Origin of the sequence: Streptomyces hygroscopicus subsp. hygroscopicus, assembly GCF_001553455.1 — a bacterium.
In the GTDB taxonomy this organism is placed as follows: domain Bacteria; phylum Actinomycetota; class Actinomycetes; order Streptomycetales; family Streptomycetaceae; genus Streptomyces; species Streptomyces hygroscopicus.
In genome coordinates this window covers 1-2798 of the sequence record NZ_BBOX01000514.1, presented here as the reverse complement: position 1 = coordinate 2798, position 2798 = coordinate 1, and the positions used below count along the sequence as shown (strand labels likewise).

1 protein-coding gene is annotated in these 2798 nt (G+C 75.9%); it reads right to left on the bottom strand.

Annotated elements, in window-relative coordinates:
* On the bottom strand, nucleotides 1-2759 hold a 2759-nt coding region (locus AXW62_RS37695; RefSeq protein WP_252368882.1), incomplete at its 3' end, for a type I polyketide synthase.
* Between the last annotated feature and the right edge of the window lie 39 nt (nucleotides 2760-2798).

The window sequence follows — 2798 nt, the reverse complement described above, 5'->3', positions numbered from 1 at the left end:
ACCCGGAAGAGCGAGCCCGCCGTCCCCGCCGCGCCCAGCTGCTCGCGCGACATCGTCCGCAGCGCCAGCGACTCCACCGACACCACGGGGGCACCGGCCCGGTCGGTGGCCGTCAGCGCATAGGTGTCCGCGTCCCGGCGCGTGAGCCGGACCCGCAGCTCACGGGCGCCGGCCCGGTGCACCGTCACCCCGGACCACGCGAAGGGCACGCGCGCCGTCGGCGCCGCCCCGGCGGCGTCCTGGGCCCCGCCCTCCGCGGCCGCGATCGCGTGCAGGGCGGCGTCGAGCAGCGCGGGGTGGACGACGAACCCGTCCACGGCCAGATCCGGGTCGTCCGGCAGCGCGACCTCGGCGTGGACGGCGTCGTCGAGCCGCCACGCCTGACGGAGGGCGGCGAAGGCCGGGCCGTAGTGCAGCCCCGCCGCTTCGAGCCGCACATACAGCTCGTCGGCGGGCACCGAGGGCTCCGCACCCGACGGCGGCTCGGCGAGGCCGGTCTCCCCGGGCGCCGGCGCCGGCGCGTCGGTCAGGGTTCCGGTGGCGTGGCGTACCCACGCCCCCGCGTCGCCCACCGGCCGGGAGTGGATGTCCACCCGGTGGCCACGGGCCGGCTCCTCGGCCGGGACCACCCTGACCTGCACGTCGACACCGTCACCGAGCGGCAGCGGGGCCTCGATGGTCAGCTCGGCGAGCGTCGGGCAGCCCACGGCCGCGCCCGCGCGCAGGGCGAACTCCACCAGCGCGGTGCCCGGCAGGACAACGGAGCCCAGGACGGTGTGGTCGGCCAGCCACGGGTGCGTGGTGGGCGACAGCCGTCCCGTCAGCAGCCGGCCGCCGGTCCCCGCCAGCTCGACCACCGCGCCGAGCAGGGTGTGTTCGGTGGCGGCCAGGCCGGCCGCGGACACGTCCCCGGCCCGGCCGACGCTCCGGGACAGCCAGTACCGCTGCCGCTGGAAGGGGTAGCGGGGCAGGTCGGCCAGGCGTCCTCCCCAGGTGGCGAACAGCTCGCCCCAGGCCACGGTCACGCCCGCGACGTGCAGATGGGCCAGGGCGGTGGAGAAGGCGGCCAGGTCGTCGCGGCCGGCGCGCAGCACCGGCACGAACACCTGCCCGTCCAGGCCGTCGGCGTCCGGCGCGTCGAGGGTCTGCTGGGCCAGTGCGGCGAGCACCGCGTCGGGGCCCACCTCCACCCAGCGCGTGACCCCCTCGTCGCTCAGCGACCGCACCATGTCGGCGAACCGGACCGTGTCCCGGACGTGCCGCACCCAGTAGGCGGGGTCCGTGACCTCCTCCGGCAGCCCGGCCAGGGCGGGCGGGTGGAAGGTCAGCCCGTCCACGGCGGCGGCGAAGTCGTCGAGCATGGGGTCCATCAGCGGCGAGTGGAACGCGTGGCTGACCGTCAGCCGCCTGACCCGTACCGCCGCCGCGCGCCAGCCGCGCTCCAGCTCGGCCACCGCAGCCTCGTCTCCCGCGACCACCACGGACGTCGGCGCGTTCACCGCGGCGACGGACACCCGGTCCGCCAGCCCCGCCAGGGCCTCCGCGACGGTGTCCTCGGGCAGCTCCACGGCCAGCATCGCGCCGCCTTCCGGCAGGGCCTGCATCAGCCGGCCTCGCGCCACCACCAGGCGGCACGCGTCGGGGAGCGAGAGAACACCGGCGGCGTGGGCCGCGGCGATCTGGCCGACGGAGTGCCCGCAGACCGCGTAGGGCGTCACGCCCACCGACTCCAGCAGGCGGAACAGCGCCACCTCGACCGCGAACAGCGCCACCTGCGCCACTCCGGTGGCCGTGAGCGCCTCCTCGTCCCCGCCCTCCACGACCAGCTCCACCAGAGGCATGCCGGTCAGGGCGGCGATCTCGTCGAACGCGGCCTTGAACACCGGGAACGTCCGGTAGAGGCCGGCCCCCATGCCGCAGCGCTGGCTGCCCTGGCCGGTGAACAGCAGGCCCACCCGGCCCGCGGCGGCGACGCCCCGCACCACCACGTCGTCGAGTACGACCGCGCGGTGCTCGAAAACCGAGCGGCGGGCGAGCGTGGCGCCCACGTCCACCGGTGACAGGCCGGTGGCCGCCTCCCGCACCGCGGCCACCGCGGCGTCCAGCGCCGCCGCCGACTTGGCCGACACCGGCCAGGGCAGCGCGGCCGGGGCCGCCGGAAGGTCCTCGGCCGGGACGGTCCGGGCCGGCTCCCCGGGCTGTTCGAGGATGATGTGCGCGTTGGTGCCGCTGATCCCGAACGACGACACCGCCGCCCGGCGCGGCCGGTCCACCTCCGGCCAGGCCCGCTCCTCCGTCAGCAGACTCACCGCACCCGCCGACCAGTCCACGTGGTGCGACGGCTCCCCCACGTGCAGGGTGCGCGGCATCATGCCGTGGCGCATCGCCATCACCATCTTGATCACACCCGCGACACCGGCCGCCGCCTGGGTGTGCCCGATATTCGACTTCACCGAGCCCAGCCACAGCGGCCGGTCCTCCGGACGGTCCTGTCCATACGTCGCCAGCAGCGCCTGCGCCTCGATCGGGTCACCCAGCGTCGTACCCGTACCGTGCGCCTCCACCAGGTCCACCTCGGCCGGGGACAGCCGGGCACCGGCCAGCGCCTGCCGGATCACCCGCTGCTGCGACGGACCATTCGGCGCCGTCAACCCATTCGACGCACCATCCTGATTCACCGCCGAGCCCCGCACCACCGCCAACACCTGGTGACCGTTGCGCCGCGCGTCCGACAGCCGCTCCACCACCAGCAGACCCACACCCTCGGCCCACCCCGTACCATCCGCATCGTCCGAGAA